This is a genomic window from Jatrophihabitans telluris, assembly GCF_023516435.1.
Lineage (GTDB): Bacteria > Actinomycetota > Actinomycetes > Mycobacteriales > Jatrophihabitantaceae > Jatrophihabitans_A > Jatrophihabitans_A telluris.
The window spans coordinates 3,992,760-4,019,158 of sequence record NZ_CP097332.1 but is presented as its reverse complement, the minus strand read 5'-3'; the positions used below and the strand labels follow the sequence as shown (position 1 = coordinate 4,019,158).

Here is a 26,399-nt window from a genome sequence, read left to right as displayed (position 1 = left end):
ATTGTCGCTGGTCAGCTGTGGCCGCTGGTCGCCCGGTCGGAGCGGGCGTGCTGGTGCGCCTCACGGACGATCGTCGACACCGGGCGCATGCCCAGCAGTCGGATGCCCGCGTCCGTCTGGGGCAGGGCGTTGTCGTGGCTGTACGGGCTGTCGTCCGCGTTGTTAGCGGCTTTGTTAGCGGCTTTATCGGCGGCCGCGCCGGTGGCCGCGTCGACGCCGGTGCCGGAGAGGTCGATCACCGCGGTGATCCAGCCGCCGCTGCGGCCGTGCTCGCGCAGCGCGGACACGTCGGCAGGCAGATCCACCGGCAGGAACGCGCGGTTCTCCCAGTCCATCCGGGCGTGATGGCCGGCGCGCGCCAACGGCAGGATCGAACCGCCGGCGGCGAGGGAGTCCCGGCTGGAGGACAGCCAGGAGATGGCGTCGTCGAGCGCACTGACCAAGGCCTCGTTGCCGTCGCACCAGGTGGCGACCAGCTCCGGACGGGTCCTGGCTACGCGGCTGCCGGACATGTACGAACCGGCCGCCAGCGACAATCCGAGCTCGCCGCCGTGCAGACCGGTCAGGGCCAGCGCCTCGGCCAGCACATGCGGCAGCCCGATGACTCGGGCGATCGCGGTGTCCTGCTCAGCGGCGGTCGTGGGCACCGGCTTGGCGCCGAGGTCGCACAGCAGCGTGGCCAGGGTCAGCCAGGCGTCGAGGTCGGTGTCGTCCTCCAGGGTCAGGGACCAGGGGGCGTCCCGGAAGAGCATCGGGTCCGAGGCCAGGAAGCCGGACTGCTCGGTGCCGGCCAGCGGGTGGCCGCCGACGAACTTCACGCCGGGTAGCTGGCTGCGAACCTGGCCGAGTACGGGCGCTTTGAGGGTGCCGACGTCGGTGACGATGGCGTCGGCCGCCAGCGCGGGGCGGATCTCGGCCAGCGCCGCTGGAAGCTGGGGGAGCGGCATCGCCAGGATCACGAGGTCCGCACCGGTGACCGCGGCCGCGGCCGAAGGGGCCAGGTCGAAGCCCGCGCCGCGGGCGGCACCGGACTCCCCCGGGTCCGGGTCGTAGCCGACCACCGGGTAGCCGCCGGAATCAAGGGCGCGCAGCACCGATCCACCGATCAGGCCGAGGCCGAGGACGGCGATCCGAGTCAGGGTTGCAGGCACCCCTCGACGGTAGTCGTGAAGTCACCGACATTGCCTGGCTCGTAGCTGAGCGTGACCGTTCTGATGCCTGCCCGACACGAGATAGGAACGTAGCGACCCACCCGCGTGATCTGCGCCTCCCCGGATGGCCGCCGTACCCGGACGGCCGCGGCGGTGGCGGTGTGAGCGGCCCCGCCGGTCGCCGTGACGTGCCCGGGGATACGGACTGTTGTTCGCGAACAGGACGTGCCACGATCGACACTGACATCCGGGATGAACGGTTCCGGATGGCGTTGTCCGCAGCCGCCCACAACTGTCCATACGATTCCATCCGACAACTCGATCAGGATCCGACATCGATGGCACCCACCAGTGGGGTGCAGGAGGCCTTTCGGTCATGGCACAGCGTGGTTTTGCTCTCGCGTCCTTCCGGGACGGCGGGCTATGGCGTTGCGAGCCGCTGCCGCCGTCCGTCCTCGACGACCTCGGTGTGCTGCTCTCCGCCTTACGCGGCCAACCACCCGAGGGTGGCCCGTTCGTGCTCGCGAGCGTGGACGACGAGTTCTTCCTGATGGCCCGTTCCCACGGCGGCCGGATCGACCTGGTGCTATCTGACCTCACCGCCGCCGTCGAGTTCCCGCTGGCGGCCCAGGTGCTGGATCGTCTCGGCGAGGACCCGCCCGAGGAAGACGAGCTGGACGAGGTCTGGCCGATCGGCGAGTTGGACCTGTTCGCCGATCTGGGTCTCGCCGAGGACGAGATGGAGGGCATCCTCGACGACCTGGACGCCTACCCGGACGAGATGCTGGAGACGATCTTCGATCGGATCGGGCTCACCGAGCAGTACGGGCGCGCGCTCTCGCTCAGCAGGGCCGGTCAGCGGTAGGTCGCCGGTGAGCCATTTCGCGTGCGCGGTACTCGGTGATCGGGGCGGGTGGCGAATCACCGAACTGACGCTGGACGACTGCGAATCGGTTGACGACGCCGTGGATTTGCTGCGGGACTTCGACGAACCCATTCGGTTCTTGTTCGTGGAGCAGGACGACGAGTACGCCGTGCTGCTGCGCTGTGACTCGGCCGCATCGCCCGGCGGGTACGGCGCCCTGGACGAGGAGGCGGTGCGGGTCTTCCTGTCCAACGGCCACGCCGCTGATGACTACCCGATGGCCGCTCTGTTCGCCGATGGTCTGGACGAGATCGGGGGCGATCCCCTCGACGACGACGAGCTGGCCGAGGGCATGTCGACGGTCAGTCATGACGCCGCGCCGTTCGGCGACCCGGACCTGGTGGAGGATCTGGGCATGAAGGGTCCCGAACTGATCGAGCTCGCGCTGCACGAGTCCACGTTGCCGATGGATCTGATCGAGTCGGTGTGCGAGCGGATCGGCTGCCTCGACGAGTTCGAGGCTGTGCGCGGGTGAGTTCGGACGTCGGCCGTCGTCCTTCGCGCGACGCCCACCTGGCGCTGGAGCTGGCCATGGAGCTGGCCTTGGCCGAGGCCCAGGGGGCGCTGAGCACCGGCGACGTCCCGATCGGGGCCGTGGTCCTCTCGCCCCGAGGCGAGGTGATCGCGACCGGTCGCAATGAGCGCGAGGCTCGTTTCGATCCGACGGCACACGCCGAGGTGGTGGCCCTGCGCCGCGCGGGCGAGGCTCTCGGGGACTGGCAGCTCAACGGGTGCACCCTCGTGGTGACCCTCGAACCGTGCACGATGTGCGCCGGTGCCGTCGTGCTGTCGCGGGTGTCGCGGTTGGTGTTCGGCGCCTGGGACCCGAAGGCGGGCGCGGCCGGATCCCTGTGGGATGTCGTCCGCGATCGTCGGCTCAATCACCGCCCAGAAGTCGTTACCGGCCTGCGGGAGGCCGAGTGCGCTGCGCTGCTGACGGAGTTCTTCGCCGGCCGTCGCTGAGTCGGCTCGCGATGCCCGCTTTCACGATGCCCGCTCACCGTGCCCTGTCTGGGTGCCCGGCGCGCATGCCCGGTGTACGTGCCCGGTCTGCGTGCCGGCTGATTTCTCCGCTCGGGCGCCGGGCGGTAGTCTGTCCGGCGGTGGCGTGTCCGAGCGGCCAAAGGAGCACGACTCGAAATCGTGTGAGGTGTAAAAGCCTCCGTGGGTTCAAATCCCACCGCCACCGCCAACTGATCGACGTTTGAACCCTCGGAGGGCGTAAGCCCTGTGGGGGTTTTTGCGTTCTTGCCCCCGGTGCTGCCGGGTTCCGGCCCTGCCGCTGGAGCCGTGTCCTGTTTGCCCGGTTCAGCTAGGACTGCGGCTATGACCGGGGTCAGGGGGGCGTCCAGGGAGATTCGGACGCCAGTGTCGGGATCGGTGCTGTCAACGTGGAAGCTGTGAAAGACAGCCGTGTTGAGCAGTTCTCGGGCTTCGGGTGCACAGGTTTCGTAGAGCAGATGAGCATGGGTCAGGAGGTCTAGGACTTGTTCCAGTCGGTTCTTGACCTGGTCGGTGGCAGCCTGAGCATTTTGGATGAGCCGTTTGGCGTCAGCTATCTCAGCTCCGACTTGGGTCTGGCGTTGTTTCAAGGTGGTCACTGGAAGAGCGTCGGCCAGGTAGGCCTCGACCAGTTTTTGTTCCTGTCGGTCCAGCTGGGCCAGGCGGCGTTTCTGGTCGATGATCAACCGTGCGCCGGATTCAGCCGAGCGTTCTAAATCTGTCCGTGCCCGGCTGCTGAAGGTCTCTATCTCTTGGTCGGTGAAGCGAACAGCGAGCCAGTGCTTTTGGACAGCAGCTTCGGTTTCGGGCACCGGGATGTAGGGCAGGTCGCAGCTTGTTCGTTTGGTGAAGCGGCCGAGGCAGAAGAAGTAGTCGTAGTTCCCGCCCCTCCCTTTGGCGGTGCCGTAGCCCAGTCGACTGTCACAGCGACTGCAGCGCAGGGCGGCTTTGAGGTAGTGCCCGTGTCGCCAGGAGCGGTCACCAGCGATGCGCCGGTCGGCCAGGAGGTCTTGGACTTGTTGCCAGAGCACTTCGTCTACCAAGGGTTCATGGTTGCCTGGGTGAGCTAGGCCGTGGAAGACGACCATGCCTTTGTAGTACGGGTGGGCCAGGATGCGGTGGACTTGAGCTGAGGTGATCGGTTTACCGACCAGCTTCCGGGTGGTGCGGCTTAGGAAGCCGCGTTCTTTCAGGGCATCCCTTAGGTCAGAGATTGACCAGTCACCGGTGGCGTATTGCTGGAACAGCCAGTGGATGTGCGGTGCCCGTTCCGGGTCCAGCGTGATGGTCTTGACCTCCCCCCCGTTGACCCGCTCGGTGCTGTTGAGATAACCCAAGGGAGCAACGCCGGTGGTGCCACCCCGCCTGATCTTCTCAGCCAGGCCTTTCTTGGCTTCGAACGACAGGTTCTTGGAGTAGTGCTCGGCGATGGTGGCCATGATGCCGTGCAGCAGTGACCCGGAGGGACTGTCGTCGATCTGTTCACTGGTGGACACCAGAGTGGTTCCGGCGTGGTGGAAGATGATCTGGATTTCGACGTCGTCAATCCGGGAGCGAGCGAGGCGGTCGAGTTTGTGAACGATGACGTAGGAGATGTCACCCTCCCGCACCCGATCGAGCATGGCTTGCAGGCCGTCACGGCCAGCCGACCGGGCGGAGGCTCCGGCGTCGACGTATTCCTCGACCACCACGGCGCCGAGTTCATGGGCTCGTCGCAGGCAGGCCTGGCGTTGTGCGGGGATGGAATAGCCTTCGGCTTCACCGTTCTTGGTGGCCTGTCGGGCGGTAGAAACCCGCAGGTAGATCAGGGCTTTCACGGCGGCGGTAGCGGCCGGATCTGTGTCAGTGTTGGTGATGGTGGGTTCAGACATGGCGCAATCCGTATTCCAGGAAGAGCAACTGGATCCCATCGGTGAGGTCATACAGGTGCAGTTCAGCGTCTTGCTCGGCGAGGCGTTCCACGATGGCGTAGTACTGCTGGCTGGATCGGGCGAGTCGGGCCGCGTCAACGGCTAGTCCGATCCTGCTGGCCACACAAGGGCATCCTCGTTCTACGCCACGCCCCAGCCAGCCCCAACCGGTGGAGCGGGGCCTAAGAGCGACCCCAGATTTCGGTGCGCAAACGCCCCTCAGTCGGTCTAGCACTCAGCTATCGTTGGCCACGCACATCGATTCGAATGGCGGGTACGTGACCAGACAACCGATACAAGTACTTGTCATCCCCTTTCGGCGAACCTCACGAGGTTACCGTTTTGGAGTTCTCCATCGTGCAGACTTCGATGCGTGGCAGGGCGTGGCAGGTGGTGGCGAAGGAACTGAAGGTCCGAGCGAGGCGGCCGCTCGAGAACTCGGCGAGGAGTTGTCCATTGACGGACGAGTCTCGATCATCGAGCTCGATACGCGATCGTCTATTCCGGCGTACTTCTTTGAACAGCGTTCGTCCTGGGCGAGAAACACCTTCGTCGTTCCCGAGTATGCGTTCGGGGCGGACGTTACTGGCCACCGAGTGCGGCTATCCGAGGAGCATACCGAAATACGCTGGTTGTCCTACGAAACTGCCTCCCAGATGCTGACTTGGGATAGCAACAAGACAGCCCTGTGGGAATTGTGGCAGCGGCTTACGACATGGGAGGACTAGACCTTCTTATGCTTGAGCCCGCTCTTGGCAGCCGACCGTAGGGCAAGCAAGGTTGTGCTGCGTGAACGAGCGCTCCCGCTAGCGTTTCACCAACGGGCATTGCATCCTCGGATTCGATCGGCACCGTGGCTGCGCCCCGGTATCGTCAACACCCACTAGATCAGGAACACAAAAGAAGCATATGTCCAGAACAATGGCGCCACCTCTGCCTACTATGCGGATATTTTGGCTTGGGCGCTTAGTATCCGCGCTTGGACTGACCGCAACCACCCTCGTCGTGCCCTTCTATCTGGCCGTCTCGCTCAAGCTAGATTCGACCTCCGTATCGCTGGTAATGACTGGCCCACTTGTCGCCACCCTCCTGTCACCGATGTATGCCGGTGTCTTGGCCGATCTTGTGGATCGAAAACAAGCAGCTATTCTTGCGGAGAGCGTAAGCTTTGCGATTCTCGGTGCCATCGCCGCACTCGCCTTCGTGGATGTTCGCAACATCCCGCTGCTGCTGGTCCTGAATGCATTGCTCGCAGCGTCCGGAGCTGTGTTCGTGGCGGCCTTCTACGCAGGCTTCCCCGATATCGTGGGTGACGAACGCCTCGATAGCAGCAATGCGCGCCTTCAGACCGTCAGAACTGTGGCTGATTCTGCGGGTGGACTTGCCGGCGGCTCGTTGATCACTGTTCTGGGGGCGGGCGAGGCTCCGCTCGGTGCCCTGCTATTTGTCGACCTGGGCCCGCGGCCCCTCACCTTCACAAACGTATCGTCGCGGGCGGAGCGGCTGAGCCTAACTCGCGAGAACGTGCAACTGATTCCCGACGATCTAAACGCATTTTTGCTATACGAGCAGCCGACACCAATGCTCGGTGACCTTACGGCGCGTACTGAGGAGCTGTCGGCCTACCCGGCTGCGATTATTTCGGGATCCGTTGTTGGCGTAGGCGATCTCTTGGGGAGGATCGAGAGGCTGTTGTTCTAGTGACTGCGTTTGAGGTTTGTGGACGGTGGCTTTCTTGAGGGGTCTGGTCGTCCGTGATGGTCTCACTGGCGGTTGTTAGTTACAGTCCGAAACGGATCTCAAGTTATTAAATATCTATTAACATGTTTCTTGACTAATGCCTAGGGGCTGCCATAATGGGATGCGTATATGGCACAGTCATTTTTACCTGATCACCTTACTGGGCTGCTGGCTCCACTCTTTGATGCTGGTTGGCAGGCGTTGCCACGTACGCAGCAGCCCCTGCTTGGTGCGGGTTCGGTCGCGATGCTGGTGGTGCTGCAGCGTTCCTGCATGGTGCTCGGTGTCGAATACGGGGCTGGGGACGGTTTCGATGAGACATTGCGGTTCGTGCCGGCGCTGTCGCTGCTGGATCAGCCAGAAGACGGTATCGGTCTGTTCGACATGGTGACCAAAGCCAGTGAACCTATCGCGTCGTCGCATGGCCTGATCCCAGTCGTGGTGCGTGATGTTGCAGCACCGCTTGGGCTCTTAGATCCGACGCGTATCCGGCTAGCCGCTGACACTGATCCTGCCGCCGCTAAAGGTTTCATGAACCGGCTGTACCACGGCTACGTCGGCCGGGTAGCTGCTCGCTTCCGGGGTGGCCCAACGATCACGGCTTTGAAGGCCTTGGATGCCGATGAGGCTTACGGCAGCGTGGTGCAGCGTGTGGCCCACGACGCGCCTGGCGTGATGCCTGATCCCGTCCTGATGGCTGCCACCCACGGGATCGTGCTGCACTGCTGGCGGAATACCGCCTTGGAAGACGTCCACGCCGGTGGTCAGATCATTTCCCAGGTGGCTATGGCCAAGCTGAACATCGTGACTACCAAAGCTGTCCGTCCCTACCTCACTACCAAGGGCGTGGACTGGAACGGTGTCTGCGCGGTGCTGCTGGATCCGGAACGCTCAATCGGCCGTGATGACGGAGCCAGTGTCGGCGAACTGTTGGGCGAGGACTGGCCGTTGGTACAGAACAGTGTCGCCAGTTCTCTTGCTGACTGGCAGCACATAGAACGGGTTGCCGGGCCAGAAGCCACTCTGCGGTTGCTATCGGTAGCCGGCTCCTCGGCCTTCACCGAACGCTGGTGGGGTACCGGCTGGTGGCCTCGCTTCGCCGATCAGGTCTATGACCATGTGCGCCACGCTTTCCCCGACAGCCTGCCCCCAGCACCAGACAGTGATACGGATGGCATCTACCGACTGGAGCTGCAGCAGCTTCTGCGCGATGAACCCGAAACCCTGCCCGACGATGCCCTGGAAGCGTTGTTGTACCCGCCCGACCAGCAAGGACTGGCTCACGCCGAACTCCCAGAGATCCCAGTGCAAGTGATGCAGCCACAGTTGGTCGACTGGCAGCAGGCCGCGAGCCGAGCAGCATGACCGCCACCGCTGACCGGCCACCTGCTGAGGCCGTCGAGTTGATCCAGCGCTGGTGCATCCAGATGGTGCCAGAGACCAACGAACTGCTGTACCGAGTGGAAGCCAAAGCCCGGGGTAACCGGGTGACGATCGTGGAACGTCACTATCTCGGCTCGATGCCCAAAAACCCATTCACCGGCGAGCTACTACCCGACGATTGGTCCGCCGGACCGATCGCTCAACTGCGGTACCTGCCGATCGCCGGCCGGGAGCTGGCCTGGTCGCTGTACTGGATGAGACAGACCGGCCGTTGGGAGTACTACGCCGGTCATGGCACGGCTGGTTCACCGGAACCATTGCTGGCTGAGATCGAGCGCGATCCGGATGGGGTGTTCTTTGGGTAATCCGTACTCGGTCAGTGCCTCGTTTGGCCCGGGCTAGCGTGGTCGCCACGCTCCCTTGGCCTGTGGCGTGAGAGACAGCCTGTACCAGAAACGGGCTTCTGGCGTGCTGCTCGCTGCTAACTGGCAAGCTGCAAGTGCCCGTACGACATTTGCAGCCGGTGTCTCGGCCAGTGATGCGTTGCTCTCGTCTAGGTCCTGCAGCGTAAGCGATACCAGATCGGCTTCTGGCGGGATAACGTCCTTGTCCGCAAAGTGACTACGGCCTTGTAGATAAGCGACAGTGGGAGGATCAGCGGTAGGGCTGGAAAGCCGAGCGGTCCGTCGATAGTCTTGATCAGGACGTATGCGCTGCTGAAGTGCAGATCGGAGTCGTTGTGCTTCGTCCAGATCGCAACCAGTGCGACCAGGCAGATGAGTGCCGCGACGAGTAGCAGGTACCAGCGCATAGTTCGGGCGAGCCCGAACCACTGCGCTCCTAGCACAAGTGCCAGCACTCCTACCAATCGATAGCCCGGTGCCTGGATGCTGCTGGCTGCCACCGACATGGCGAGGGCTGCGACGACCAGGACGAGTAGGACCGCCGAGCCCCGATTTGGCGCTTGCCAGTCGGTGACGGACTGCAACCAGCGTGGGTAGCGGATGCCGAGCTGGGCTAGCTGGTCTTGCCACCAGATCAGCGGTCGCACCATGGGCTGCGTGCCGTTGTGGTGTACGTAGGTGTAGCCGGCACCCCATAGCCAAACGCTGACCATGAAGAGGATGGTCCCGGCCACGGCCTTCGCCCAAGTTGTGTTGAACAGATCTTGAACTCGATCACCAAACTTGTCGTCCAGTTCGCTGGCGCCCATCTCACCCTCCGCTTTACACGAGTCGTACGAGGTTGAGGAGACGGTATTACGGCGGTCCGACAAATACGTTCAGGCTGACGTCGCTACTTGGGAGCAGGACCCAACTGGGGATCGTTTTCACTGCTTGCTCGCCGAATCGCCTCCCGCACCGCCGTATGGCTACAGCCATACCGTTCTCCGATCGCCTTGTAGGTCCAGCCCTGTTCACGCAGCGCCACAGCGTTGGCCACTTCAGCCTCAGGCAGCCCGGTCTTCTGCAGCCGGATCTTCACCCCAGCAAGATGCAGATGGTTGGTAGCGGTCCTGTGGCTGATGCCGTACTGCCGGGCTACCTTTGCCACAGACACAGCGCTATCGGCTTGGTAGTCCTGCACAAGGGCATGGACTTGGGCTGGCTTGAGCCGGATCTGCCGCTGCCGGGGCCGAAATGGTTCCGCCGGTTCAACGGGCATTTCCGGGATGCCCTGGGCCAGTAGCCGACCGATCCGGTCCCACAGTGATTGGGTCCAATGTTGGCTCAGTGCGCCCGCAACGTCGAAGGCCCCCGCAACGCTTTATCGCGGGGGCCTTCGACGTTTTGTAGCGCTGCGGGATTTGGGAGGAGCGCCGCGCGTTCAGTTCACCGGGGCCGCGAGGATCGGTCGCTGGATCATTGCGCCAGGGCCGTCGAAATGCCACCACTCGCCGACGTAGACGTTGAGGCCGCCGGCGTTCATGGCGGTGCGTAGGGTGGCTCGGTGATCCCGCGCCACGCGGCTGACGTCGGCAGTGGCGAACGCATAGGCGCGGGCGGTGAAATCGTCGAAGCCGGTGCCCATGTCCAGCAGGCAATGGTCATCGACCCGACGAGCCGACGGACACGACGTGCCGCTCTCGGCAAGGGCGAGGGTGACGTCAACGGATCTGGCCGCTTCGTGGCTGCGCGCGTAGCGGCCGGGCCGGGCGACCCAGTTCGGGTTGGGCACGACTGCGAACATCCGAACCTGAACGGAATGCGGTCGATAGCAATCCCAGAACGCCAGCAGGTATCCCAGCCCGCGAAGTCGGTGCGCCGCGGTGACCAGACCCGCAACCATGGACTGGTGCACCAGACAGCGCGCGTTCGCCGGGTACAACCGGGTCCGGGTGAAGTTGTCCGTGGTCGCGTAGCGCAGGTCGATGACCGCGTCCGGGACGACGCTGCGAACGTCGATCAAGCCCTCGGCCCGTGCGGCGGCCGAGAGCGGCGGGATCGACGCTGGCGCCACCTTTACAGGGGGTCGCGCGGTAGGCGTGCGGGTCGGCGAATGGGTGGGCGTCAGACCTCGGGTCCGGTTCGCCGACGAGGTGCCGATCGTCGGGGTCGCAGTCTGCGGGGCACCGGTTCGCGCGGGCGCCCTTTGTGAGTTGGCCGGCCGTGACGACACCAAGGCCGCGTGAGCCGCCGGTGCCCGCCCGCATCCGGCCAGGAGCGTCGCCGCCAGCAGCAGGACGACGCACGCCGACCACCCGGATCGTCCCCTTAGCGGCATCTGGCCATCGTCCCCGCCCTCGCCCCAACGGGCAATTCGCGCCGCCGGCGATACCATCCAACGATGGCGGTTCCCGACCGATCGCAGCCTCCGCAACAGGTGCGGTTCTGCCGGTCCGCCGACGGGGTCAGGATCGCCTACGCGGTGCACGGCACTGGTCCGCCGCTGCTGATTTCGACCTGCTGGCTCAGCCATCTGCAGTTCGACTGGGAGAGCCCCGTCTGGCGCCACGTCCTCGTCGATCTCGGACGCTTCGCCACCGTCATCCGTTTCGATGAGCGCGGGCATGGCCTTTCCGACTGGGACGTCACCGATCACAGCCTGCCCGCGCGAATCGGCGATCTGGAGGCCGTAGCCGATGCGGCGGGATACGACCGGTTCGCCTTGATGGCCATGGCCCAGGGCGGCCCGGTGGCCATCAGCTACGCGGCACGGCATGCCGAACGGGTGACCCGACTCCTGTTCTGGGGCAGTTACTCCTGCGCCTCGAGGGGTCTCTCGGCTGACGACCTTGCCCTCGAAGAAGCCTTCTCCCAGCTCATCAAAGTCGGCTGGGCCCGTCCGGACTCGACGTTTCGACGGGTCTTCACCAGCCTGATGATCCCGAACGCCACCGAGGAACAAATGTCCTGGCTCGATGACCTGCAACGGGTCGCTGCCTCGGCCAGCACGGCCCATCTGTCCCGCCGGCAACGGTTCCACGCCGACGCCGACGCTCTGCTGCCCCAACTGGACATTCCGACGCTGGTGCTGCATTCCCTCGGAGACCGCATGCGGGAGTTCCACCACGGACGGCACCTGGCCGCCACGATCCCCAATGCCCGGTTGGTGCCCCTCGAAAGCGACAACCACATCCTGCTGGAGGGGGAACCGGCGTGGTCCGTTTTCGTCGATGAGGTGCAGCGGTTCCTGCAGCCTGATGTGCCGGCGAACCGGCCGCCCGAGGTCGCGAGTCGCCTCGAGGATGTCCTGTCGGCGCGCGAGCTCGAGGTGCTGCGGCTGGCGGCGGACGGACGCGACAATGCCGCCATCGCCGAGGATTTGCAGCTGAGCCTGCGTACGGTCGAACGGCACCTGCAGAACATCTACACCAAACTCGGCGTGGGTGGCCGATCCGCCCGGGTCGCGGCGACGACAAGGCTGTTCACGCCCGCCTAGCCTGCATCGGCGGTTGAGCGACTGGCGACTACGCGTACGGCGGTGAGAGCCGGTGAGACCGCCTCCCGATTGGGTGTCAGCACCGATGCCGGGACCGCTGGTCTTTCCTACGGTAAGTGCAGTTGCGGTCAGTGGGTGGCCGCGCCGAGCAGGCGGGAAACATCATGGAGCAGTCGATCGTGCTGGATCCGATCAAGGCCAAGCACCGCGCGTTATGGGCGTTGGGCGACTATGACCGGGTGGCCGTCGAGGTCATCGCGGAACTCGGCCAGGTCCTGGTGACCGAGGCCGGCATCGGGTCCGGCCAGAAGGTGCTGGACGTAGCGGCCGGATCGGGTAATGCCAGCGTTCCGGCGGCGCTTGCCGGGGCGCAGGTGACCGCGACCGATCTCACGCCGGAGCTGGTGGAGATCGGCCGGCACCGTTGCCAGGAGCAAGGGCTGTCCATCACCTGGCAGGAGGCCGACGCCGAGCATCTGCCCTTCTCCGACGGGGAATTCGACGTCACGATGTCTTGCGTCGGCGTCATGTTCGCCCCCTTCCATCAGCCGGTCGCCGACGAACTGGTCAGGGTCACGGCGGCCCGGGGCCGGATCGCGCTGATCGACTGGACCCCCCAGGGATTCATCGGCCAGATGTTCGCCGCGATGAAGCCGTTCGTCGCCCCGCCCCCGCCCGGAGCGTCGCCGGGTCCCCTGTGGGGCGAGGAGTCACACGTGCGAGAACTTCTGGGCGACTCGGTCACGAACGTGCGGGCCGAACGTCGCACTCTGACGGTGGATCGCTTCGGCTCGGCTCGGGAATTCCTCGACTTCTTCAGCCGCTACTACGGCCCGACCATAGCCGCGTTCCGCAACCTCGCCGACGACCAGCAGGCGACGACGAGGCTGGAGGAGGCCTTGCTGGCGTTGGCCGATGCGCACGGCGCCTCCACCGGCGTGATGCACTGGGAGTACCTGCTCGTAGTGGCAGACCGGGTCGGCTGACGAACTCGTCCCGCTCAACCGGCGGGTCGCCACCCGAGCGCCGGGCCCAGGCGAGTCGCGATGTCGGTCAGCAGCTGCACGTAGTCCTCGTGTTCGAAGCTGAAGGGCAGTGCGAACGCGACCTCGTCGACCTCGCGGTAGGCCGGATGCCGGTACAACGCCTCGGCAATCTGCTCCGACGTGCCGATCAGATCCGGGGCGAAGAGCAGGCGAGCCGGTCCTTGCGGCGCAGCGGTCCGCGGCAGGCGGGAATCCACATAGCTCTCGTACCTGCGGCGCTGCTCCGCCGATGCGCTGTCGGTCGGAATGACGACGAGACCCTGGGATACCCGGGCGCCCTCCCCATCCGGATGGCGACCGCGGAACGCGCGGATGTGTCCGAGCTGGATCTGGCCGAAGTCGTCGGACTCCTCGGCCTTCACCACACTGCTGGTCAGGAAGTTCATCCCGTTCTCACCTGCCCATTCAGCCGATCGCCGGCTCGCTCCGCCGTACCACATCCGTGCGGCGAGGCCCGGCGAGTGTGGTTCCACGCGATCGGAGAACACCTCGATGCCCTCCTTTCCCGCGAAGTCGGTGGCCGGCTCCCCTCGCACGAAACGCAGCAGGCGTGAGACCCGTTCGTAGCCGAAATCCTCGGCGTCGGCGGTGTCGGGATACAGCGCGGGAGCGACGGCGTCGTAGTGCATCGGCTGGCCGACGCTCACTCCTGGATTGAGCCGGCCGCCGGACAGGATGTCGACGGTGGCCAGGTCCTCCGCCAATCGCAGCGGGTTCTCCCAACCGAGGGGGATGACGGCGGTGCCGAGCTCGATCCGGCTCGTCCGTTGGGACGCGGCCGCCAGCACGGCAACGGGTGAGGAGATGCCGTATTGCAGATGACGATGCCGCACCCAAGCGCTGTCGAACCCAAGCTGCTCGCCGAGCTGGATGACCTCCAGCGTGGACTCGTGGCCGGCTTGGGGGTTGGTCCCGTCGAACAGGCCGATCGTAAGAAAGCCCAACCGCCGTAACGGTTTCGGCGCCTGGTCACCCACGGCTCAACCCGCGTGGCTGGTGGCGAGCAGGCCACGAACCGCTGATGCGTCCGGCAGGGTCCACCCTCCGGTCAACCGACCGAGGGCGTCCGCCTCGGCGTCGACGTCCGACCCTGGTCGCGGTCTGCGCTCCAGCCGCATAGACACAGCCGTACCGTCGAGAGCCTCGGCGCGAATCTCGGTTCCCTGGCGGCCTTCGGACACCGAGAACCGGTGCGCGACGATGGGTGGCGGAGCGAAGAACTCCGCGATGACGGTCGGCTCGGTGGTGTTGCTGATGCTCTGGGACTGGGGTTCAGCCTGCCGTTGAAGAAGCGCGAGCAGCTGAGCCGCGACGACGGGGTCGTGTGCGCCGTCGTGAACCCAGCGCTGCCCGAGGACACCATGCTGGGTGGTACCGATCAGCCCGACGCCGTCTGGATGAAGTCGCTCGGACCGGTAGGACAGCGGCACGAGGTAACTTACGGCAGCGCCGGTCGCGACATCCACCACCAGCATGAACTCGATTCCAACCTGACCCGCCGGATCATCCAGCCGGAAACCCCCCGCTCGAGACAGTTCGGGGGCGGCGTCGACCGCCTGGTACCACGGCTGATCGGGCAGCCAAGCGGTCAGAAGTTCGAGCTTGGTCGGAGTCAGCGTCGTGTTGTGGATGACCGCCATGCCGGCCTCCTTCAGCTATCACGAGTGCGCCCGAGGCGCGATCGTCTAGACCATACCGGCCCGTCGGTCAGCGGTCAGCGGTCAGCGGGTCGGCGGTCGGCGGTCGGCGGTCGGCGGTCGGCGGTCAGCCGACGGTGATGGCGTCCAGCCGTTCGCGCAGGAAGTCGGCCGACCTTACCGGCCGGTAGTCGTTCGGCTTACCGATGGGAGGGCCCAACGCCTCGACCATCGTGTCCCGGTCGGCTTCGTAGAAATAGACCAGCGAGATCAGGTCCTCCTCCGGCGCCTCGGCCTGCGGCGGCAGCACGCGGTGACGGTTCGACTTCCACCGGTCCCCGCTCCATCGCGCCAACAGGTCCCCGGTGTTGATCGTGAAGGCATCCTCGACGAACGGGGCGTCCTGCCACCCGTCCGACTCGGTCCACACCTGCAGACCCCCTTTGCCGGGTTCACGATCGAGCACGGTCACGGTGCCGAAATCGGTGTGCGGCCCGATGCGGAACTGGTTGTCCGCCGGCGTCCCGGTGTAGGGCATCGGCGGGTACCAGTTGATGTTCATGGTGTGGGTTGCGGCTGCGGTGTGCCGGGTGAAGAAGTCCGCCTCCAGGCCGAGCGAAACCGCACAGATGGTGAGCAACTCGTCGGAGAGCCGCTTCATCGTGGTCAGGTAGCTCTCGACGCACGGCTGCAGCGCGGCCACCTCGATCGGGTAGACGTTGTGCTGGAACCAGTAACCGTCGAGCGTGCCGGTTCGATCGTCCGCGCCGACGGAATAGGACTCCTTCAGATCCGGCGGGGTCTGTGTTCCCTCCGAGTATGCGTTGGCCTCGACGCCTGGCGGCAGCCAACCGCGGCCGGCCACGGTGACGGCGTACCGGTTCTTGGTCTGCGTCGGCAGGGCGAAGAACGTCCGCGCGGCTTGCCGAAGGTCCTGCCGAGCCGCGCGGGCTACGCCATGTCCGGTGACGAGCATGAAACCGACGTCCTGCAAGGCTTCGTCAACTTCGGCGGCGACGCCCGTACGGTCGGTTCCGTCGAACCAGCGCGTCAGATCGATGACGGGTACCGGGGCCATCCGCTCACTCCACTCCGATGTCTTCGTTCCACAGCTCCGGCCGGTCGGCGATGAAGGTCGTCATCAGCTGCACGCAGGTCGGGTCGTCGACCAGGACGATCTCCACGCCGTTCTCAGCCAGCCAGTCGTGTCCGCCGTAGAAGGTCCGGGCTTCACCGATGACGACGCGTCCGATGCCGAACTGTCTGATCAGTCCACTGCAGTACCAGCACGGCGACAGGGTGGTGACCATCGTCGTGCCGCGATAGCTGCGTTGCCGGCCCGCATTGCGAAAAGCGTCGGTCTCGCCGTGAACCGACGGGTCGTCGTTCTGCACCCGCCGGTTGTGGCCCCGACCCAGCACGGTGCCGTCGGCGGCAATGAGCGCACCACCGATGGGGATTCCGCCTTCGGCCAGACCTTTTCGGGCCTCGTCCACGGCGACGGTCAGCCACGCGGCAGGGTCGAACGGCGTGGGGACCGTCACGTGGCGCGCGCCGTTCCCTGTGCCGGTTTCGTCGCCCGGTAAAGGAAGAAGTAGCTGACCGCGGCGATCAGGAACCCGACCTCGAACGTGAGATCACCGAGTCCTGGATGGTTGTTCACGAGCACGCCGTGGTATTTCGTCTGGTTGGAGAACAGCCAGATCGACAGGACGATGCCGAGGGCCATCGAGATCGGGCCGGCCCAGTTCAGGTACTTTCGATCGCCCAGCAGGGCCTGGATGTCGGTACCGCGGCGCAGCCATCGGTCAACGAGCACGACCCCGAGCCAAGGGCCGATCCAATAGGCGATGACCAGCAAGAAGTTCTCGTACTTGGACGCGTCGTTCAGTCCGCCGAACGCCACGATCATCCCGACGACGCCGAAAACCAGGGCCACGGCGGCGCGGGCGGCGTGCGTCGGCAGCCTGATCCCGAGGGCCATGAACGACATCGACCCCGAATACACGTTGAGCGCGTTGGCGGCCACCGCACCGACCACCACTGCCACGAGCGCGAGCTTGCCCAGCCAGGTCGGCAGCAGGTTGGTCAACGAGCTGGGGTCGATCTGGGACTGTCCGGCGGTCACCGCGCCGGCGCCGGCGATCTCCAGCAGCGAGCACGACCAGAAGACACCCAGCGCAGCCCAGAATCCAGTAGCCCGCCCGGAGGATTCCGGCGGCAGGTAACGGGTGTAGTCGGTCGCATAGGGGTTCCAGCCCGCGGCGTAGCCGAACGTGGCGCCGAACATCAGCAACCATCCGCCCGGGCTTGCGGTGTGTTTCGCGCCGGGGTGGCTCTTGGTCAGCACCCAGATGCTGGCCACGACGAAGATGACCGCCAGCACCGGGAAGGCGTAGCGCTCGAAAGCTTGGACGAGGTTGTGGCCGAAGAAGGCCAGCGCGAGTTCCGCGGCGACCACGATCACCAGGCAGCCGCCCTTGGGCAGTGCGTGGACCAGGGCGTGCAGGGCCAGCGCACCACTGACACTGTTCACGGCGAACCAGCCGATGCCGGCGACGAGCGCGTTGATGCCGGCGGGCAGGATGTTGCCGAAGAACCCGAAGGCACTGCGGCTGATCACCATCTGGGGAAGGCCGTGTCCGGGTCCCCACGACGACAGGATGCCCTGGGTGCCTGCGCCGACTGCGGTGCCGAGGACGATCGCCCAGACCGACTGCCAGAACGACAGCCCGAAGAACAGTGGGCCGAGAATTCCGACGCCGACGGTGGCGAATTCCATATTGGGGGAGGTCCACGTCCACAGCATCTGCAGCGGGCGGCCGTGCCGCTCGTCCAGCGGAATGAATTCCACTCCACCGGGTTCGACCGCGACGACCTTGTCGCCGTAGTTCCGGTTAGGGTCGTCGACAATTACCGTCGTATCCGTCACGGGCCACACACTGGCACCCTTTCGTATCGCCCGGGTTACGGCGCGCCGTGAGGCTGGGATCGTCGGCTCGACGGTGCCGAACACGCTGGGTCTATCGGCCTGTGGATAACTGTCGCGGCGTTGTCGGAGGTTCGACGTATGGTCCTCCGCAGGGCAGTCCGTAGCATTGGCTCGATCGCGTTTAGGCTTATGCGATAAGGCGAAAGCCTCTTGCGGGCATCGTCTGTGGCGGTTAGGCTCGGAGTCGTGAATACCTCTGATCCAGAGCAACTGGAAACGTGGTTGGCGAACGCTGCGAGCGCTGTGCCTTCGCCGGCCGCGCTGACGCTCGCTCTGGCCGGGCTCGCGCGTTTCGAGACGTTATCGACCGACGCTCAGCTCGATCTGCTGACCGTGGTCAATCGACTGCAGAGCATGACAGTGGCCTTGGCGGCGCGGGCGCTGACCTACTTTGTCGAGCAGGACGACACGCCATATCAGATTTCGCGCGAACAGGCCGCCGCGGTCCTGCGAGTGCCACCGCGCGGAATGGGCCAACGGATCGCCGACGCGCGCACGCTTGTCCGTGACTTGCCGCGAACCAGCGAAGCCCTGCAGGCCGGGCTGATCGGTGCCGCCCATGTCCGCCGGATCGTCGAGGGCTTCGATCGCCTGGCGGCTGCCGCCGCCGAGGGCGGGTCGGCTGTCGACGTCGAGACCCGGGCTTCCTATGAGGCGACGGTGCTCGAACGGGTCGATGAGCACACCCCTGCGCGGCTCGGTCGGGTGGTCGAGCGGGCCGTGCTGCGCCTGGACCCCCTTGGGGCCGACCGCCGAGCGACGGTTGCCGCGCGCGGGCGACGGATCGAACTCCAGGTCCTCGAGGATCACCTGATGCAGTTGCGCTGGACCGCTCCGGCCGCGGATGTTGTCGAGGTGTACCGCCGCATCCAGGGTGCCGTAGCCCAGCTCGGACCGAGCGATGAGCGATGCGTGGAGCAGCAACGAAGCGACCTGCTGCGCGATGCCGTGCTGAGGGGCATCCCGATCGCTGCGCTACCGGAGCGCCGCAGGCGGCGAGCCCAGCTCAACGTGCACGTCGCGCTGCCCACCCTGCTCGGACTCGATCAGCACCCGGGTTGGCTCGACGGTTACGGACCCGTGCCTCTCACACTCGTGCGGGAGCTGGTTCACACCGAGGACACCACCTGGCGCCGAGTGGTCACCGGCGACGATGGGACGGCGGTGCAACTGTCGCGTCGCTACCGGCCGAGCGAGCCCGTACGTCAGCTCGTGCTGCACAACGAACCGAGCTGTGTCTTTCCGGGCTGCGGACATCCCTCCCACGATTCCGAACTCGATCACGTCCAGCCGTTCGGGCGGGGCGGGCTGACCACGGCCGACAATCTCAGCCCCACCTGCAAGCGCCATCATCAAGGAAAGACCAAAGGCCACTTCCGACATACCCGGGCCGCCGACGCCGTCCATACGTGGTCGTTGGGCACCCGCCATCGCTTCACGGCGCGGCCGGAACGTCGGCTCTGCTCACCGCCGGGGGAGCAGCAGGACCGGACCGGGCGGCCATCGAGCGCTCCGGATGACAGCGGTTCGCGGCGACCAGTGCCCGATCTGGCAAGCGGGCCGGTCGGCAACCGGGAAGCTCCGGATCCTTGAGCACCCGGAAACGGACCGGAAAGCCGCTGGATCAGGGGGGACGAGCGTGCCATTGCTGTCGCTCGAATCGTGCGCTTCGACCTGTCCCTCCCGCGGCTCACGTGCGCGGCTCACGTGCGTGGCTCACGTGCGTGGCTCACGTGCGTGGCTCACGTGCGTGGCTCACGTGCGCGGCTCACGTGCGTGGCTCACGTGCGTGGCTCACGTGCGTGGCTCACGTGCGCCGGGCTCGGTCTGCTCGGCCTCGTCCCCGTCCGGCTCGGGCTCTTCGGTGTGGTCTCCCCGGGCGACCAGCGGGGCGTAACAGGCCAGTCCGATCGGGATCGGGATCCAGAAACTGAACAACCGCCAGGCGAGCACTCCGAGGATCGCGATGCCACGCGTCGTGTTGAAGGCGACCAGGGTGGGCACGAGGATGCCCTCAACGATTCCCAATCCGCCCGGTGTGAACGGCAGCGCCGCGGCGACGTTGGCCAGGCCGTAGGCCACAACCAAACCAACCGGCCCCAGCGCGTGGCCGAAGGCTCGCACGCTGCACCACAGCGACAGCGCATCGAGCATCCAGTTCAACGTCGCCCACAACAGGGTCTGGCGAAGAAAGGTCCGGTCCCGGCCGAGGGTCCGCAGCGTGTCCGCAAGTGAGCTCACCAGCCGCTGCCCCACGGCGGGATCCACATGCGGTAGTCGGCTGAGCAGCCGGGTCAACAGCTCGATGATGCGTTGCTGACGGCGCAGCACGAGGACCGTGATGATCGCAACCGATACCAGCAGCACCAGGCCGGCCGCCGCGATCGGCCCGTACAGCGGGTCGCTGCCGTGCAGGACCAGTGCCGCACACAGACCCACGGCCAGGATGACGTTCAGGATCACGGCTGAACCGACTGTCTGCACGGTCTTGCCCGTCACCGCCTGGCTGCGCGGCACCCCGGCTCGCACGATCAAGGCGTAGCCGACGCCGACGCCCACCAACGAGCCGGCCGGCACCACGTGGCTCAGCGCCAGGGTGCTGAGATCGATCTGGGACATCGTCCGAAACCGCAGCGACGGCCAGCGGAGCGTCAACTGGCTCAGCCGCACATAGGCCAGCAAGGAGGCGATCTCGGCGGCCGCGGCGACCACCAGCCACCACACATTCACCCCGGACAGCAGGTGGATCGTCTTGCGCGCACCGGCAATCTGCGGCAGCAACACGTAGTTGATGACCAGCAGCAGAGCGAGCACTCCGAGCGTGGGCCGAACGATTTGCCGAACCTGATGCCAGTGCCGCGTGGAATCCTCACCCGCCACGACCGGCCACCTTCCGCACCCGGAGCACAGCGACCGGGGTGGCCACACCGGTGATTGGCGGCAGTTCGTCAGAGCCGGCCGCGCCATCGAATCCAGTGTCGGCGAAATCCACGATGACAGCGTCCCGGGGTTGCAGGACGACATCGCCGAGGCAACCGCCCGCGGACAGACAAACCGCGACGATGGTCTCGCCCTGTGTGGGCGACAGCGGCAAACCCTGCTCAGGCAGCCGGATCACTTCCATCGATCCGGTGGTCTTGCCTCGTCGCGTCATCAGGTTCAGATCGAGAGTTGCGCCCTCGACCAGGCGGCCCGAAACCTCCGCCTCGCCGGCAAAGGCATAGGGGGCCAGGGGCCCTAGCGGTACCGTCGCGCCGTTCACCGTCAAGACCACACCCGCGCCGTCGATCACGACGATCACGCGGTCGATACCGGTGAACGTGGAGAAGCCTCCGTCGCGGCTGATCGAGGCAATGCTGACGCGCCAATCGAACGGCGCCGTCGGATCGACGCCGTCCGGGCTGGAAGCGACGGGAAAGGTCACCCCACCGCCGTTCTTCCACGGCACTGCCCGACGGTGGGAGGCGGGCAGGATCCGCGCTCGCGGGACAGTCACCGCAAGCTCCGGACTCCGTCGTAGTAACGCCATTCGCTGCCTTCGCGCCGGAAGGTGCTGACCTCGCTCTGCATGCCCCGGCTGGTCGTGACGCCGGTCCGGCGGTAGTGCGCCTGGAAGTCGACCGTGCCCTCGGCGTCGAGCAGGCCACCGCCGTAGACGCCGAGCACGTCCAGGCGCAGCCAACGTTGGGCGGCGTCCAGTTCCAGCTCGTTCGGCCGGGTGTCCGGGTGCCAGGTGCGCAGCAGATAGTCGGGCAGGCCCATCGCGAAGGCCGAATATCTCGACCTCATCAGGCTTTCCGCGGTCGGCGCCGGCCGCCCGGCGTGGTAGCGACCACAGCAGTCCGGGTAGGAATCGCCGGAACCGCACGGGCACCTGGTGGGAGAGCTCACTCGTCCAGTCTCTCAGAACCGATAGAGTTCGCCCGTGATCCTCGCCGTCTGCCTCAATGCGGCCATCGACGTCACCTACACCGTGGATCGGATCCAGCCCGGGGCCTCCCATCGAGTCCGGGAGGTTCGACATCGCGCCGGGGGCAAAGCCGTCAACGTCGCCCGGGTGTTGCGCCAGCTCGGCGAACCGGCGCGATTGCTGGCCTTCGCCGGCTCCACCACGGGGCAACAGCTGGCCCACGACCTCGCCGCCGCCGGGCTGGACCATCGTCTGGTCCCGACCGCCGGCGACACCCGCCGCACCGTTACGGTCGTAGATATTGCCGACGCCACCGTCTTCAACGAACCCGGGCCGGTCATCACACCGGCCGAATGGGCCGTGTTCGTCGAGGTTTTTCGGGATGAGATGAAGTCCGCCGACCTGCTCGTGCTGGCCGGGAGCCTGCCGCGCGGGCTGGAACCGGGCGCGTACGGCGAGCTGATCGAGCTCGCCCACCTCGAAGGGGTGCCCGCGATTCTCGACGCTGACGGGCCCGCGCTCGACACGGCCCTGCCCGCCCGTCCGTTCCTGGTCAAACCCAACCATCACGAGCTGGCCGAGCTCGTCGGTCGATCGTTGACCAGCGCCAACGACGTCCACCTCGCGGCAGCCGAGCTGGCGGACCGGGGCCCGTCGGTGGTGCTCGTTTCGCGTGGTGAACAAGGCCTCATCGCGGTCACTCCGGACGGCACCTGGCAGGCCGGCGCACCCGAACGAGTCCGCGGCAATCCCACCGGCGCAGGCGATTCCCTCGTCGCCGCCGTCGCGGCCGGCGTCCGGGCGGGCAAGGACTGGCCCGCCATCCTGGCTGACGGGATCGCGACGTCCGCCGCCGCCGTCGCCGTAGAGGTCGCCGGCGAGATCGATCCGGCCACCCGCGCGCGCCTTCGTCCGCGCGTATTGATCGAGTCCGTGTCCACCACCCGCGCCGTCACCGATGCGGCCGATGAAGCCGATGAAGCCGATGCGGCCGTCATTGTGGCTGATGACGCTGTCACCGTGGCCACTGAAGGAGAGTCCTGACATGCCCCTGGCCAGAACCGCCGATCTCGTCGCCGCCGCGGCGCAAGCCCGGGTGGGGGTGCCGGCGTTCAACGTGATCACCCTCGAACACGCCGAGGCCATCGTGACCGGCGCCGAGCGCGCCGGTGTGGCGGTCATTCTGCAGATCAGCCAGAACGCCGTGCGCTTCCACGGCAACCGCGTGCTGCCGATCGCGCGGGGGGCCGCCGCCGTGGCCGAATCAGCCGCAGTAGAGGTCTCACTTCACCTGGATCACGTCGACGATGTCGAACTACTGCACCAAGCGGCGCGGGCCGGCTTCTCCTCGGCCATGTTCGACGCGGGAGCCCAGCCCTATCAGCACAATCTCGACGCGACCCGCCGCGCGGCGGACTGGGCGCACGCTCAGGGACTGTATCTGGAGGCCGAACTCGGCTACGTCGGCGGCAAGCCCGACGCGCCGGCCAGCGCGCACGCCGCCGGGGTCCGCACCGATCCGCTCGAAGCCCGGGCATTCGTGGCTGCCACCGGGGTCGACGCGCTCGCGGTAGCCGTCGGCAGCTCGCACGCGATGACCACCCGCTCGGCGAGCCTGGACCTGGAGCTGATCGCCGAGCTGGCCGACTCGCTGGCCGTGCCGCTCGTACTGCACGGCTCTTCCGGCGTTCCTGACAGCGAGATCCGGCACGCCGTCGAGGCCGGGATCGCGAAGGTGAACATCGGCACCGCCCTGAACATCGCCATGACCGCGGCGGTTCGCTCGGCGCTGGCCGGCGATGCGGCGCTGGTCGATCCCCGCAAGTACCTTTCGCCCGCGCGCGAGGCGATCGCCGACACCGTGGCGGCCTTGGCCACGGTGGTGGCCAACCGCTAGGCAGCCGGTCGGCCGAGCCAACTCGTGCCCGAAGCACGGACCGCGTACGCGGTCAGATGCGGTCGCTGGGTGAACCATCCGCACACGTCGGCGCCCATCGCGTAGCCGGCCGTCGCGAGCACGTCACAGTCGATGATCGATCGGCCGTAGACGCTCAGGCTCAGCAGGTCGCCCGTGGCCGGCCTTCCCGTGCGGGGGTCGGCGATGTGCTCACCTCGTTCGGCGCTTCCGGAGGTGGCGACCGCCAGCGTGTGCCCGGTGAGAGTTGCCACCGTCCGGCCCCGATCGCGCGGGTCCGCGATGGCAACGCGCCAAGGTCGGACGTCGGCCGGGGCGACCGCCTGGACGTCGCCGCCGCCGTTGACGCAGTGCCAGGTCGAACCGGCTTCGGCCAGCAGCCGGGACGCCTCGGCGATCGCCCAGCCCTTGACGTACCCGCAGGGATCCAGACGCCCAGTGGCCCGGACGTCGAACGCGCCCCCGGACAGCTCCCGCCACAGCTCGCACTCCCTCAGGACCGTCTTCGCCTCGGCGGGCAGGTCCCTCTCGCTCAGCTCGCCCCGGTTGACCCTGCTGACCAGGCTGTCCGGGCGGAACGGGGAGTAGTCGGCATCGATGGCGTGCAACCGCGCCAGCAGGGGTTCGAGCACGCGTTCGGCGGCCGAGCCGGTCAAGCGAGCGTCACGGATCTCGATGGAGAACATCGTCCCCATCACCGCCTCGACGTGCCGAATTCCCATCAGATACCGGCCTGGTCCAAGGCGCTCTGCAACGACTGCTCGTACCCGTCGGTGGTGAAGGTCGCGCCGGAGACTCCATCGATCTGCGCGCTCTGGGCGCTCAAGGTCTGCTCCAGCAGGATCGGGCCCGCTTGAGCGTTGATGTCGGCCGAATGCCCGTCGAAGGCGGTCAGCTGAACGAAGGCGGCGTTGGTGATTCGCTTTGCGCGGACGGTGATCCGCACCTGGACGACCCCGTAACGGGTCGAGATCGCTTGGCCGGTGTAGGTCTGGCTCGCGGCCGAGGAGGAAGGGCTGCTCGGGGCCGGCGTGCCCGATGCGCTCGATGAGCCGGGCGATGGCGGGCCGGACGAGGGTGCGCCGGACGATGTCACGCCGGACGATGCCGCGCCGGACGATGCCGCGCCGGACGATGCCGCGCCGGAGGATGCCGCGCCGGAGGATGCCGAGTCCGAGGATGTCGAGCTGGAGCCCGGCAGGCTGGCCTGCGGCAAGGCCTGCCCGGTGATGGCCGCGTGGGTCTTGAAGCTGAGCAGCGCGACCAGCCCGGCGATGGTGCCGGTGACGGCGAGAAGTACGCGGCGCATTGGACGACCTCAGAAGGTGAAGGATTCGACATGGACATGGCGTCGGCCGACACCGGCACGGCGTAGTTCTCGCTGGGCCGCGTCGGTCATCCCGGGCGGCCCGCACAGGTAGACCTCGTGCTCGGCCAGGTCCGGAATCGTCCGAAGGAGGTTATCGGCCTGGAGCGGATCGGGCCGGCCGGCAGACCCTCGGGGCCCGAACAGGTAGAGCAGCCGGGCCTGCCGCCCCGCCGCGATGTGCTGGAGCTCCTCGGCGAACACGACGTCTTGCGGCGCGCTGGCGCGGTAGATCAGGGTGAGCGCTCCGGGTGCCGCCGGTAGTGACTCGAACAGCGCGCGGATGGGCGTGATGCCGACGCCGCCCGCGAGGAGGAGCACCTTGCCACGGCCGCTGGCGTTGCGAGCGGTGAACGCACCGAACGGGCCCTCGGCCAGCACCCGGGTCCCGGGACTGATGGTGCCGAGATCCCGGCTGTGGTCGCCCAGGTCCTTGACCGTGATGCGCAGCAGATCCGGGCGCGGGACGGCCGACAGTGAGTAGGGGTTGGCCGCCCACCACCGCTCGCGGGTCAGGAACCGCCAGCGGAAGAACTGCCCGGACTCGGCCTTGAGACGATCCAGTTGCCGTCCGCCGATCCACACGGAGACCGTGTCCGCAGATTCCCGGTGCACAGCCACCACCCGCATCTGGTGCCGCCGGGCCACGAGCAGCGGGGTGAGGAAGCGAAACCACACCAGCGTGAGCGCGACGCTCAGGTACATGGCCGACCACAGCCAGCGTGCCGGCGCGTTGTCGACGAAGTCGACGCCGGTGGCGAACTGGTGGCTGAACGCCAACGCGACCGCGAGATAGGTGTACAGGTGGATGAAGTGCCAGGTCTCGTAGGACATCCGCCGGCGGGCGGCTCGCGCCGACACCACACCGACCAGCACCAGCAGCCCCAGGGCAACCGTCGCCATCAGCACGTCCGGGTAGCTCAGGAGCAGGGTGGAGGTCTGCGAGACGGGGTTGACGTGCGCGGTCAGCGAATAACCCCAGAGGATCAGCAGTGCGTGCGTCACCGACAGGCACACCGTGTACCGGCCGAGGCTGGCGTGCCAGCGCGCCAGCCGGTCCGTCCCGATGCCCCGTTCGAGCGCGGGGACCCGAGCCATGAGCGCGAGCAACAACGCCAGCAGGTAGCCGGCGAGCAGACCCGTCAGCCGTCCCGCGTTGGTGAGCCAGCCATCGAGTCCTGAGACGTACTGGGTGTCCTGCCACCACAGCAGCAGGGCCAGCGCCGCGCCGAACCACATCGCCGTGAGAGCGAGCGGCGGCAGCAGCGCCGGACCCGTCGGCACCCAGGTCGCCGCGGGCGGCGTCGGGCGGGCCCTGGTCGGCATCATCTCTCCAGTCAATCCGAGCTAGCTCTGAACGTGCTCTCAACGGCCTGTGGTTCGGTCGATCAAACGCAGGGGGGCTCCGGTCAGAGACAGCCCTGCGCCGATTCAGAGCTGATCCAGAGCTTCGGCCGCATGCCAGCGGCCCCGGATCAGCCATCCTGGTCTGGTGAGCACGAGCGAATCCTCCCGCGCCGGCGAGCCGGTCACCGCGCCA

29 protein-coding genes, 1 tRNA gene and 1 pseudogene are annotated in these 26,399 nt (G+C 66.6%); 14 read left to right on the top strand and 17 right to left on the bottom strand.

Going from position 1 to position 26,399, the window contains the following annotated elements:
- Positions 1 to 11: 11 nt before the first annotated feature.
- Complete coding sequence (locus M6D93_RS18540; RefSeq protein ID WP_249771589.1) at positions 12 to 1,151, bottom strand: prephenate dehydrogenase/arogenate dehydrogenase family protein; 1,140 nt, start codon at positions 1,149 to 1,151, stop codon at positions 12 to 14.
- A 376-nt stretch (positions 1,152 to 1,527) separates the two neighbouring features.
- Between M6D93_RS18540 and M6D93_RS18535 the strand changes: the two genes are divergently transcribed.
- The 5 genes from M6D93_RS18535 to M6D93_RS18515 all read left to right on the top strand — a co-directional run bounded on the left by M6D93_RS18535 (position 1,528) and on the right by M6D93_RS18515 (position 3,794).
- On the top strand, positions 1,528 to 2,016 hold the full coding sequence (locus M6D93_RS18535; RefSeq protein ID WP_249771588.1) for a tRNA adenosine deaminase-associated protein: 489 nt from the start codon (positions 1,528 to 1,530) through the stop codon (positions 2,014 to 2,016).
- A gap of 7 nt (positions 2,017 to 2,023) precedes the next feature.
- On the top strand, positions 2,024 to 2,551 hold the full coding sequence (locus M6D93_RS18530) for a tRNA adenosine deaminase-associated protein (protein ID WP_249771587.1): 528 nt from the start codon (positions 2,024 to 2,026) through the stop codon (positions 2,549 to 2,551).
- 56 nt (positions 2,552 to 2,607) lie between these two features.
- On the top strand, positions 2,608 to 3,039 hold the full coding sequence (gene tadA, locus M6D93_RS18525; RefSeq protein ID WP_347343704.1) for a tRNA adenosine(34) deaminase TadA: 432 nt from the start codon (positions 2,608 to 2,610) through the stop codon (positions 3,037 to 3,039).
- A 139-nt stretch (positions 3,040 to 3,178) separates the two neighbouring features.
- A tRNA-Ser gene (locus M6D93_RS18520) sits at positions 3,179 to 3,268 on the top strand.
- Between the two features lie 295 nt (positions 3,269 to 3,563).
- On the top strand, positions 3,564 to 3,794 hold the full coding sequence (locus M6D93_RS18515) for a hypothetical protein (RefSeq protein WP_249771585.1): 231 nt from the start codon (positions 3,564 to 3,566) through the stop codon (positions 3,792 to 3,794).
- Between the two features lie 120 nt (positions 3,795 to 3,914).
- Here M6D93_RS18515 and M6D93_RS19685 read toward each other — a convergent pair.
- A pseudogene (locus M6D93_RS19685) lies at positions 3,915 to 4,949 on the bottom strand (recombinase family protein); the annotation flags it as partial.
- Positions 4,942 to 5,112 (bottom strand): hypothetical protein, encoded by a 171-nt coding sequence (locus tag M6D93_RS18510; RefSeq protein ID WP_249771584.1) that lies wholly within the window; start codon positions 5,110 to 5,112, stop codon positions 4,942 to 4,944. The pseudogene M6D93_RS19685 and the gene M6D93_RS18510, both read right to left, overlap by 8 nt.
- A gap of 46 nt (positions 5,113 to 5,158) precedes the next feature.
- Between M6D93_RS18510 and M6D93_RS19575 the strand changes: the two genes are divergently transcribed.
- The 4 genes from M6D93_RS19575 to M6D93_RS18495 all read left to right on the top strand — a co-directional run bounded on the left by M6D93_RS19575 (position 5,159) and on the right by M6D93_RS18495 (position 8,476).
- A complete protein-coding gene (locus M6D93_RS19575) occupies positions 5,159 to 5,716 on the top strand; it encodes an NUDIX hydrolase (protein WP_347343509.1) in 558 nt (185 codons plus the stop codon).
- Positions 5,717 to 5,897: 181 nt separating this feature from the next.
- Positions 5,898 to 6,689, top strand: coding sequence for an MFS transporter (locus M6D93_RS18505; RefSeq protein WP_347343508.1), 792 nt, complete (start codon positions 5,898 to 5,900; stop codon positions 6,687 to 6,689).
- A gap of 168 nt (positions 6,690 to 6,857) precedes the next feature.
- Positions 6,858 to 8,093 carry a hypothetical protein gene (locus M6D93_RS18500; protein WP_249771581.1) on the top strand — a complete coding sequence of 412 codons (1,236 nt, stop codon included), beginning with the start codon at positions 6,858 to 6,860 and terminating at the stop codon, positions 8,091 to 8,093.
- Positions 8,090 to 8,476 (top strand): DUF3024 domain-containing protein, encoded by a 387-nt coding sequence (locus M6D93_RS18495; protein ID WP_249771579.1) that lies wholly within the window; start codon positions 8,090 to 8,092, stop codon positions 8,474 to 8,476. Before M6D93_RS18500 ends, M6D93_RS18495 begins: the two co-directional genes overlap by 4 nt.
- Before the next feature lie 188 nt (positions 8,477 to 8,664).
- On the opposite strand, the gene M6D93_RS18490 is transcribed toward M6D93_RS18495, so the two are convergent.
- The 3 genes from M6D93_RS18490 to M6D93_RS18480 form a co-directional block, all read right to left on the bottom strand.
- Entirely contained in the window at positions 8,665 to 9,324 is a 660-nt protein-coding gene (locus M6D93_RS18490) for a hypothetical protein (RefSeq protein ID WP_249771577.1), read from the bottom strand.
- Between the two features lie 83 nt (positions 9,325 to 9,407).
- The gene (locus M6D93_RS18485; protein WP_249771575.1) at positions 9,408 to 9,665 is read right to left on the bottom strand and encodes a helix-turn-helix domain-containing protein; all 258 of its coding nucleotides are present in this window, start codon (positions 9,663 to 9,665) and stop codon (positions 9,408 to 9,410) included.
- Between the two features lie 273 nt (positions 9,666 to 9,938).
- A complete protein-coding gene (locus M6D93_RS18480) occupies positions 9,939 to 10,571 on the bottom strand; it encodes a M15 family metallopeptidase (protein WP_249771573.1) in 633 nt (210 codons plus the stop codon).
- 327 nt (positions 10,572 to 10,898) lie between these two features.
- Here M6D93_RS18480 and M6D93_RS18475 point away from each other — a divergent pair, with 327 nt between their 5' ends.
- Together M6D93_RS18475 and M6D93_RS18470 are read left to right on the top strand one after the other, a co-directional pair.
- Positions 10,899 to 11,993 carry an alpha/beta fold hydrolase gene (locus M6D93_RS18475; RefSeq protein WP_249771571.1) on the top strand — a complete coding sequence of 365 codons (1,095 nt, stop codon included), beginning with the start codon at positions 10,899 to 10,901 and terminating at the stop codon, positions 11,991 to 11,993.
- A 164-nt stretch (positions 11,994 to 12,157) separates the two neighbouring features.
- Positions 12,158 to 12,979 carry a class I SAM-dependent methyltransferase gene (locus tag M6D93_RS18470; RefSeq protein ID WP_347343703.1) on the top strand — a complete coding sequence of 274 codons (822 nt, stop codon included), beginning with the start codon at positions 12,158 to 12,160 and terminating at the stop codon, positions 12,977 to 12,979.
- A gap of 14 nt (positions 12,980 to 12,993) precedes the next feature.
- Here M6D93_RS18470 and M6D93_RS18465 read toward each other — a convergent pair whose 3' ends face one another.
- The 5 genes from M6D93_RS18465 to M6D93_RS18445 form a co-directional block, all read right to left on the bottom strand.
- Positions 12,994 to 14,016: an LLM class flavin-dependent oxidoreductase gene (locus tag M6D93_RS18465; protein WP_249771567.1), complete on the bottom strand. Its 1,023-nt coding sequence runs from the start codon at positions 14,014 to 14,016 to the stop codon at positions 12,994 to 12,996.
- A gap of 3 nt (positions 14,017 to 14,019) precedes the next feature.
- Entirely contained in the window at positions 14,020 to 14,679 is a 660-nt protein-coding gene (locus M6D93_RS18460) for a maltokinase N-terminal cap-like domain-containing protein (protein ID WP_249771565.1), read from the bottom strand.
- A 124-nt stretch (positions 14,680 to 14,803) separates the two neighbouring features.
- On the bottom strand, positions 14,804 to 15,754 hold the full coding sequence (locus M6D93_RS18455) for an isopenicillin N synthase family dioxygenase (RefSeq protein WP_249771563.1): 951 nt from the start codon (positions 15,752 to 15,754) through the stop codon (positions 14,804 to 14,806).
- A 4-nt stretch (positions 15,755 to 15,758) separates the two neighbouring features.
- Positions 15,759 to 16,220, bottom strand: coding sequence for a nucleoside deaminase (locus M6D93_RS18450; protein ID WP_249771561.1), 462 nt, complete (start codon positions 16,218 to 16,220; stop codon positions 15,759 to 15,761).
- Positions 16,217 to 17,608 carry a purine-cytosine permease family protein gene (locus tag M6D93_RS18445; protein ID WP_249771559.1) on the bottom strand — a complete coding sequence of 464 codons (1,392 nt, stop codon included), beginning with the start codon at positions 17,606 to 17,608 and terminating at the stop codon, positions 16,217 to 16,219. Before M6D93_RS18445 ends, M6D93_RS18450 begins: the two co-directional genes overlap by 4 nt.
- A gap of 246 nt (positions 17,609 to 17,854) precedes the next feature.
- Between M6D93_RS18445 and M6D93_RS18440 the strand changes: the two genes are divergently transcribed.
- A complete protein-coding gene (locus tag M6D93_RS18440; RefSeq protein WP_249771557.1) occupies positions 17,855 to 19,261 on the top strand; it encodes an HNH endonuclease signature motif containing protein in 1,407 nt (468 codons plus the stop codon).
- Positions 19,262 to 19,462: 201 nt separating this feature from the next.
- Here the strand turns inward: M6D93_RS18440 and M6D93_RS18435 are convergent, their stop codons facing one another.
- Genes M6D93_RS18435 through M6D93_RS18425 form a run of 3 tightly spaced genes read right to left on the bottom strand, consistent with a single transcriptional unit; the run spans position 19,463 to position 21,559 of the window.
- Positions 19,463 to 20,548, bottom strand: a complete 1,086-nt coding sequence (locus tag M6D93_RS18435) for a lysylphosphatidylglycerol synthase transmembrane domain-containing protein (protein ID WP_249771555.1) — start codon at positions 20,546 to 20,548, stop codon at positions 19,463 to 19,465.
- Positions 20,538 to 21,164, bottom strand: coding sequence for a HutD/Ves family protein (locus M6D93_RS18430; protein ID WP_249771553.1), 627 nt, complete (start codon positions 21,162 to 21,164; stop codon positions 20,538 to 20,540). Before M6D93_RS18430 ends, M6D93_RS18435 begins: the two co-directional genes overlap by 11 nt.
- Positions 21,161 to 21,559: a YchJ family protein gene (locus tag M6D93_RS18425; protein WP_283818612.1), complete on the bottom strand. Its 399-nt coding sequence runs from the start codon at positions 21,557 to 21,559 to the stop codon at positions 21,161 to 21,163. The genes M6D93_RS18430 and M6D93_RS18425 overlap by 4 nt, the downstream gene beginning before the upstream one ends.
- A gap of 34 nt (positions 21,560 to 21,593) precedes the next feature.
- Between M6D93_RS18425 and M6D93_RS18420 the strand changes: the two genes are divergently transcribed.
- Together M6D93_RS18420 and M6D93_RS18415 are read left to right on the top strand one after the other, a co-directional pair.
- Entirely contained in the window at positions 21,594 to 22,622 is a 1,029-nt protein-coding gene (locus M6D93_RS18420; RefSeq protein ID WP_249771549.1) for a 1-phosphofructokinase family hexose kinase, read from the top strand.
- A 1-nt stretch (position 22,623) separates the two neighbouring features.
- Positions 22,624 to 23,475, top strand: a complete 852-nt coding sequence (locus M6D93_RS18415; protein WP_249771547.1) for a class II fructose-bisphosphate aldolase — start codon at positions 22,624 to 22,626, stop codon at positions 23,473 to 23,475.
- On the opposite strand, the gene M6D93_RS18410 is transcribed toward M6D93_RS18415, so the two are convergent.
- From M6D93_RS18410 to M6D93_RS18400, 3 genes are read right to left on the bottom strand one after another with little or no spacing between them, the layout of a single operon-like run.
- A complete protein-coding gene (locus tag M6D93_RS18410) occupies positions 23,472 to 24,215 on the bottom strand; it encodes an FAD:protein FMN transferase (protein ID WP_249771545.1) in 744 nt (247 codons plus the stop codon). The genes M6D93_RS18415 and M6D93_RS18410 overlap by 4 nt on opposite strands.
- Complete coding sequence (locus M6D93_RS18405) at positions 24,215 to 24,802, bottom strand: FMN-binding protein (protein ID WP_249771543.1); 588 nt, start codon at positions 24,800 to 24,802, stop codon at positions 24,215 to 24,217. Before M6D93_RS18405 ends, M6D93_RS18410 begins: the two co-directional genes overlap by 1 nt.
- A 9-nt stretch (positions 24,803 to 24,811) precedes the next feature.
- A complete protein-coding gene (locus M6D93_RS18400) occupies positions 24,812 to 26,188 on the bottom strand; it encodes a ferredoxin reductase family protein (protein WP_249771541.1) in 1,377 nt (458 codons plus the stop codon).
- Positions 26,189 to 26,399: the final 211 nt, after the last annotated feature.